The 6,250-nt window shown below is 69.9% G+C and carries 6 protein-coding genes; 2 read left to right on the plus strand and 4 right to left on the minus strand.

Going from position 1 to position 6,250, the window contains the following annotated elements:
- Nucleotides 1-52 precede the first annotated feature (52 nt).
- On the minus strand, nucleotides 53-805 hold the full coding sequence (locus AC13HU_RS29560) for a hypothetical protein (RefSeq protein WP_483045034.1): 753 nt from the start codon (nucleotides 803-805) through the stop codon (nucleotides 53-55).
- A gap of 1,530 nt (nucleotides 806-2,335) precedes the next feature.
- Here AC13HU_RS29560 and AC13HU_RS29565 point away from each other — a divergent pair.
- A complete protein-coding gene (locus AC13HU_RS29565) occupies nucleotides 2,336-2,782 on the plus strand; it encodes an ATP-binding protein (RefSeq protein WP_483045035.1) in 447 nt (148 codons plus the stop codon).
- Nucleotides 2,783-2,997: 215 nt separating this feature from the next.
- On the opposite strand, the gene AC13HU_RS29570 is transcribed toward AC13HU_RS29565, so the two are convergent.
- A complete protein-coding gene (locus AC13HU_RS29570; RefSeq protein WP_483045036.1) occupies nucleotides 2,998-3,147 on the minus strand; it encodes a hypothetical protein in 150 nt (49 codons plus the stop codon).
- Between the two features lie 252 nt (nucleotides 3,148-3,399).
- Between AC13HU_RS29570 and AC13HU_RS29575 the strand changes: the two genes are divergently transcribed.
- Nucleotides 3,400-3,645, plus strand: coding sequence for a helix-turn-helix domain-containing protein (locus tag AC13HU_RS29575; RefSeq protein WP_483045037.1), 246 nt, complete (start codon nucleotides 3,400-3,402; stop codon nucleotides 3,643-3,645).
- 541 nt (nucleotides 3,646-4,186) lie between these two features.
- On the opposite strand, the gene AC13HU_RS29580 is transcribed toward AC13HU_RS29575, so the two are convergent.
- On the minus strand, nucleotides 4,187-5,020 hold the full coding sequence (locus AC13HU_RS29580) for a methyltransferase domain-containing protein (RefSeq protein WP_483045038.1): 834 nt from the start codon (nucleotides 5,018-5,020) through the stop codon (nucleotides 4,187-4,189).
- A gap of 103 nt (nucleotides 5,021-5,123) precedes the next feature.
- Nucleotides 5,124-6,250, minus strand: a 1,127-nt coding sequence (gene ccrA / locus AC13HU_RS29585) for a crotonyl-CoA carboxylase/reductase (RefSeq protein WP_483045039.1), incomplete at its 5' end; no start/stop codon positions are given.

The raw sequence follows: 6,250 nt of genomic DNA on the forward strand, positions 1-6,250 counted from the left end.
GTCGGGGGTGGCTCCACCGCCGACCGTTCCACCGCCACAGCCGGGTGGGCGGCTACGCGTGGGCGCTGATGATGCCGCCGTCGCTGAGCACGATGTAGATACCGTTGGCGTCGAGCCCGACGTCGTGCTGGTTCGTCTCCACCGTGGCGTCCACCTCGTTGTCGTTGCCGAGGATCTGCGCGCGGTAGCGGAGCTCGCCGATCTTCGTGACCTTGGCCGTCCAACCGCCCGCGAGCTTGAAGGTGCCCGGTCCCTGCTTCCCGCCGCCCATCCAGGAGTGGATGGTGCCGTCCAGCGAGAGCTCGATGAACATGTCGTTGGCGTCGAGCCCGGCGTCCTCGCCGTGCGTCTCCAGCGTGACGAAGAGCTGCCCGTGCGCCATGACCTTGGCGAGGTAGTGCTCGTCGCCGAGCTTGTAGATCTCGGCCTTGCTGCCGTCCACCAGGGTCTGGGTACGGATCGGCTTCGCCCCCGTGGTCCGGGCGGCCGGTGCGGCGGCGGGCACGTTCGCCTTCGCGTCCGTGTTCGTGTTCGTGTTCGCGTCCGCGTCCGCGTCCGTGTTCGCGTCCGTGTTCGGGGCGGGCGCCTTCGCGTCGGCGACCGGGCTGTCCGACGGGTTCGCCGTGTTCGCCGTGTTCGTGGGAGCGGTTGACCCGGTGGTGGAACCCGCGGCGGAACCAGCGGTGGTGGATGCCTTGGCACCGTTCGCCGGCGCGCTCGAAGCGGAGTGGGACGACCCGCACGCGGTGAGGAGCAGAGCGGCGGAACCCAGGGCGACGGTGGCGAGCGCGGTACGGCGGTTCATGGTTTCCCCTAGCGACGGTCTGGTCATTTGCGTCGACTGACACTCATGAGGACAGCGGGACGGCTGAGGGGGTTTCCGCTGTGCGGCGCCTGTGACGGGACGGTGACGCCCGTCATACGACGGAGACGACGCCCGCAGGGGGCCCGGCCACCGCCCGCGCGCCGCGGACGGTGACCGGCGTACGACCGCCTGCTTCGTACGACGCGATGCTTACGCCCCTACGACGTGGGTGCGTTATGACGTGGGGACGCTACGACGTGGGGTGCCGCGGCCTGCGGCTGCGCATGGCCAATGTGCCGGAGCACGGGCGTCACCGCTTCTTCTTGGCGGCCTTCTTCCCGCCTGCCCGGCGCTTCTCCGCTTCGTACGCCGACCACTCACCTTGATGGTCCTGGCAGCGCGATGAGCCCTTCTTCGCGGGGCGTTGGCAGCTCCCCCCTTTCAACGTCCTTGCGTGGCACTTCGGTTGACGCTCTCCCACGGTCACTCCTCGGGTCATCGACGGCGTGCGGGTCCAAGTGCCACGATCCAGCGGCTTCCCCGCGCCGGGGAGGCGTGCGATCGGTGGTGAAGGAAGCGCGACGAGTGCACGGACGGTGGTACGGGCCCGAGAGCGACGGCTCCCGTCGACTTCAGCGGCGTAGGCCACCCTTGCGGTGGTGCCCTCGGCCGCTCCCACAGCACGTTCCAACTCGGCCAGCGGAGACATGTCGTAGCAGCAGACCACGTTGTCGAGGTCGCACAGCACCCCGGCAAAGGGCTGCTGGGTATCTCGGAAGCCACCACTGCCCATGGCCGGCACAGCCGTCGACTGCCGCCAGATCGCCACCCGGAACAGGCCCTGCCACGCACGGAGTTCGTTCGGCTTGTAGCGCGCTGAGCTGTGCAAAGGCGAGCCGGGACGTGGTGTTCGGCTTCGATGCCTGCGGGACGAAGGGCGGGACGTGCCGTTCCAGGCGTGATGTCCGATTCGACGAAAGTTGCAAAAACCAGCCCTGCCCGCCGCTAAAGTCCCTGGTCAAGAAGTGTGCTCCCCGCGCCCGCGGGGATGGACCCTGGCAGCACGGCAACAACGCTGGTGGCGCCAAGTGTTCCCCGCGCCCGCGGGGATGGTCCCGACCGGGCGGATGCGTACGGGCTCGGGCGCATGTGTTCCCCGCGCGCCGGGCGCTGTCAAGGGGCGCCCTGAGCGGCTGTTTGCGGGCCCCCACGGGCACCGCGAACAGCTTTATGGGCGGGGTGATTTAGCGTGTTGCCGCAGCGTCCAGCCCGTAGCGGCGTGCAGTCGCCTCAGCCCCTCGCTCGGCTGTCGGTCGCCCATGTGCGTGCCCCGCTTCCACTCCCTGCGCTTAGCGCACTTAGTAACGCCCTGAGCCTCAAAGGTACCGCTGTACGTAGCGTCCCGGTTGCCTAGAGCAACACAGACCCCCGCGACCGTGCGACCGGCCCGGGGGCATGGACCACGCTTCATGGGAGCGCAGACATGTACGAGCGTAACCGCCACCCGTTCGCATTCCGGGGGGTCTCGCCATGACCCTGCCTGTGCCGGCGGTTCTGGCCGGGGAATGTCCTTCCGTTGTCGAGAAGTTGTGGCCGCCGGTGCCCGTCTCGGTGGGCAGGGCGCGTCAGTTCCTCGCCCAGCGCCTTGACGCCTGGGGGTTGCCTCAGCTCGCGGACAGGGCCCAAGTGATCGTGAGCGAGTTGGTCACCAACGCGGTCACGCACGCGCACCCGCCGTACGGGAATCTGATCGCCACGCGGTTCGAACGCCTCGCGTGCGGGGTGCGCATCGAGGTGCACGACGCCAGTGACGTCAAGCCGGAGTGCCGGGAGGCGTCGGCGGAAGACGAGTTCGGGCGCGGCCTGGTTCTGGTGGACGCGCTGACCGGCGGGCAGTGGGGAGTGAGCGACCGGAACGGGCCGGGAAAGACGCTGTGGGCCGTGTGCGCCGAGAACGGCGCAGAGGTGCCGCGGTGAGCGTGCGGGGGTGCGTTACAGGCGCTGCGCCCGCACCCGCACCCGCATCCGCACCAGCCACGACAGGACGTCGGCGAACCGTGCGAGGGCTGCGGCACGGTCCTGGTCCTGTGCGTCCGGTGCGGGGTCAACTCCCGTTGCGTGGACTGCTGTTCCTATGAGCGGCCGACGGCGCGCGACGCGGAGATGGACGCGGCGGTTCGGTTCGCCCGTGATCACCCGCGGGTCGGACTCCTGGCGGGGGCAGCCGGTTCGCTGGTGCCCGCCCTGCTCTGCCGGGCCGGGGTGACGTACGCCCCGCCGGGCATGCTTCGGGGCATGGCGAGCTTGGCCGCGGCCGCCGCGTGCTGTGCGTTCCTGGCCACGGGTGTTGTGTGGCGCAGCCTGCCCCTTGCCGGGAGATCCCGCACTGCCGCAGGTCCGATCCCGCGCCCTATGACCGTTGGGCCTGCGCGGGGTTCGGGGCGCTGCTCGTACAAGTCGCCCTGGTGTGCCTCGGTATAGCCACGACCTGACCACCGCGACACCCCCGATGGCTGCCGTTCCGGGCAATGGGCAGCACCGCACGACCTCCGTACCGAACGCCAGACCCCTCTACCCCATCGAGGACCAGGCCCATGCCGACCCAGAGCACCCCGCCGACGGCGGGCGCTGTCCCGCACCTACGACCCAACGGTGCGGCCATGCGGGCCCTGCGCACCGCTCTCAAGGTGAGCCTGCGCGACATGCAGACGCTGACCGGCCTCGACCGGGGGCACCTGTCCCGCTTGGAGCGCGGGCTTGTAGGAGCCGGCCCCGCCACGATCCGCCGCTACGCGAACGCCCTCCAGGTACCGACCACCGCCATCACCCACGACCGATAGGGAAAGGCCACCGCCCCTCGGACGCCCGCAGGGGGCGCCCCGTGCCGTGTCCCACCGAAAGGCAATCGACTGCAATGAGATTACGTACAACGCCGCCCCCACCCCCACCGGATGGCCCGACCGGCCCCCCGGGGGCAGTGACGACAAGCGGCCGCAAGCGCAAGCGCCCGAGCACACTGGACCATGAACCGGAAGCAATCACCTGGGCTCGTAAAAAGGCGGGACTGACCAAGCGGGCGCTTGCCGACCGGGCAGGCATCTCGGAGCAGCTCATGGGCGAGATCGAGTCGGGTTGACGCAACGCCACACCGGCCAATCTGGCAAAAATCGCCAACGCGCTCAACTGCCCGATTGCCGTCCTGGAACGCAAGCGCACGGACGTGGAGCTGTGAGGCCGTTGCCCGAGGTTCCGCCCGGACGGAAGGAGGGCACATGACGGACGAGACTGCGGCGTACGAGCGGCTGCTTCGTACGGGGTGATCCCGTCAGAGGGCTGGGCCCGAGCGGAACATGCTTGCTGGGCCCAGCGGGTGAGGGTGGGTCAGGGGCGGACCGCTGATACCAGGAGGCAGCCGAACTCGTCCACGCCCAGCATGTCGGATGGTTGGAACAGGTCCGGCAGGTTGGTCTGGCCCAGGGCCGCGGCGCGGTTGTCGTCGGCGGCCGGGCGGGACAGTTCCTGGAAGGTGCGCTGCTGGGTGTGCTCGGTGATGTCCAGCAGCCCGCGCAGCCGCAGGCCGGACCGGTGCAGCATGGCGACGTAGTCGTCGACGTCGGCGAGCGTCACCATGAAGTTGCGGCAGAACTTCTGGATCGACGGGTGCTGCACCTCCTTGTGCGGTGCCCGCTCGAAGATGTCGGTCAGCACCAGCCGCCCGCCCGGCCGCAACACCCGTGCCGCCTCGGTGAGTACCTGCTGCCGGTCGGGCATGTGGATGATCGACTCCAGGGCCATCACGGCGTCGAACGAGCCGTCCGGGAAGGGGAGTTGCATGGCGTCGGCGTGCTTGAACACGGCGCGGTCGGCGAGCCCGGCCTCCTCGGCCAGCCGGTTGGCCGTCTTCACCTGCTCCTGGCTGATGCTGATTCCGGTGACCCGGGCCCCGGTCTGCTGTGCCACCCGCAGTCCCGGGCCGCCGACTCCGCAGCCCACGTCGAGGACTTCGGCGGTGTCGTCCACCAGCAGCCGCTCGATGAGTACGTCGGTGAGCCGGTCGACCGCCTCCTCCAAGGTGGCCTGGGAGTCCGGGGTGTCCCAGAAGCCGATGTGGATGTTGGGGTTGAACGTGCCGTCGTTCAGCGCGGTGAGGGTGAGCCGGTCGTACAGCTTGCCGACGGCCTCCGGCATGGGGAGGGCCTGTGCGGGGTCGGTCATGGGTTTTCCTCTCGGTAGCCGCAGGTGATGAAAGCGGGTGGTGAAGGCCGTTGGTGAAGGCAGGTGGTGAAGGCCGTTGGTGGGGAAGGATGGTGAAAGGGAATCAGTCGGTCACGGTGGTCGGGTGGGTCGCGAACTCCCGTAGCGGGGTAAGGGATTCCTCGCCGATCCGGGCTCGCAGCGCGGGCGCGGTGACGCCGAGGCCGGGTCGGGGCGCGAGGCAGAGCACGCCGACCTTGCCGATGTGCCGGTTGAGCTGCACCAGGCGGGTCGCCTCGCCGACCTCGGCCAGCGGGAACAGCGAGGACAGCGCCGGTACGAGACCGCCCAGCGTGAACAGGCGGGCGCACTCGACCTGTTCCTGGAGGTTGGCGACGTGGCTGCCGATGACGCGCTTGAGTCGCATCCACAGGTAGCGGTTGTCGAAGGTGTGCTGGTAGCCGGTGCTGGACCCGCAGGTGACGACGGTGCCGCCGCGCTTGACCACGAACACCGATATGCCGAACGTCGACTGGCCCACGTGCTCGAACACGATGTCGGGGTCCGCGCCCACCGCGTCCCGGACGATCCGCCCGAGCCGCCGGCCCGCCTTCAACGTCAGCTCGGGATCGCCGCCTTCGTCGTCGCCGACACCGATCTCCCGCCGGTTCACGACCACGTCGCAGCCCAACTTCCGTGCGGCCGCGGCCTTCTCCTCCGAACCGACGACGCCCACCGCGATCCCGCCGCCGTTCCTGACGAGCTGGACCGCGTACGCGCCGAGCCCGCCGGAGGCGCCCCAGATCAGCACGACATCGCCCTGCTTCATCCGCGCCCCGCGGTCGCTGACCAGCATGCGGTACGCGGTCCCCGCGCAGGCCGGGATCGTCGCGGCCTCTTCCCATGTCAGGTGCGGTGGCTTCGGGATGAGCTGGCTGGCCCGCGCCACCGCGTAGTGGGCGAGCCCGCCGAAGTTCGTCTCGTACCCCCAGGCCAGTTGGTGCTCGCCGAGCATGCCGTCCGCCTGGTTGGCCGGCTCCTGGTCGTCCACCCGGGCCGCGTTCACCAGCACGTGGTCGCCGATCCGCCGGCGTCGCACGCCGGAGCCGACCCGTACGACGACGCCGGCCGCGTCGGAGCCCAGTACGTGGAAGGGCTGGTCGTGCCGGGTCGCCCAGCCGCCCTCCCTGCCGTAGGCGCGCAGGAAGCGGAAGGTGGACAGCGGCTCGAACTTCGCCGACCAGACGGTGT

The sequence above is a fragment of the Streptomyces sp. NH27 genome (assembly GCF_056859195.1).

Excerpts from the sequence above, each read along its gene's own strand:
- AC13HU_RS29575 (WP_483045037.1), top strand. The coding sequence starts at position 3,400 with ATGCCGACCCAGAGCACCCCGCCGACGGCGGGCGCTGTCCCGCACCTA.
- AC13HU_RS29565 (WP_483045035.1), top strand. The coding sequence starts at position 2,336 with ATGACCCTGCCTGTGCCGGCGGTTCTGGCCGGGGAATGTCCTTCCGTT.
- AC13HU_RS29560 (WP_483045034.1), bottom strand. The coding sequence starts at position 805 with ATGAACCGCCGTACCGCGCTCGCCACCGTCGCCCTGGGTTCCGCCGCT.
- AC13HU_RS29580 (WP_483045038.1), bottom strand. The coding sequence starts at position 5,020 with ATGACCGACCCCGCACAGGCCCTCCCCATGCCGGAGGCCGTCGGCAAG.